General features: G+C 59.4%; 1 protein-coding gene. It reads left to right on the top strand.

Annotated elements, in window-relative coordinates; all coding sequences use genetic code 11:
- Positions 1 to 16: 16 nt before the first annotated feature.
- A partial coding sequence (locus tag AUR66_RS16765; RefSeq protein WP_058573336.1) for a universal stress protein occupies positions 17 to 434 on the top strand: 418 nt, incomplete at its 3' end.

Genomic DNA, 434 nt, shown 5'->3' with positions numbered 1-434 from the left:
GGGGGTGGATGACGCGATGGGCATCCTCGACCACGTCGTCGTTCCGATTGCTGACGAGACCGACGCTGTCGAGACTGCAGACGCGTTGAACCTGTACCTCGATAGAATCAGACGAATCACGGCGATTCACGTCATCGAGAAAGGTGGTGGCGTCGTCGACAAAGCCCCCATGGGAAAACGCCGAGCGGATGCCGCACACTACCTCTCTGTCTTCGACGTCCAACTCGACGGCATCGTCGACATCGAGATGCGGATGAGTTTCGGGACGAACGTCGCCGAGACGATTCTCGAGACTGCTAACGACGTCGAAGCGACGGCTATCGCATACCGACCTCGTGGAGGGAGCCGACTCGTGCGATTACTGTCGGGTGACACGGGTACTCGTCTCGTGACCGATGGGGAACTTCCAGTCGTTTCGCTCGGGAAGCACCCCA

The organism is Haloferax profundi, assembly GCF_001469865.1.
Classification (GTDB): Archaea; Halobacteriota; Halobacteria; order Halobacteriales; family Haloferacaceae; genus Haloferax; species Haloferax profundi.
Note: the sequence above shows the minus strand (reverse complement) of the source record. Positions and strands in the feature narration are given on the sequence as shown.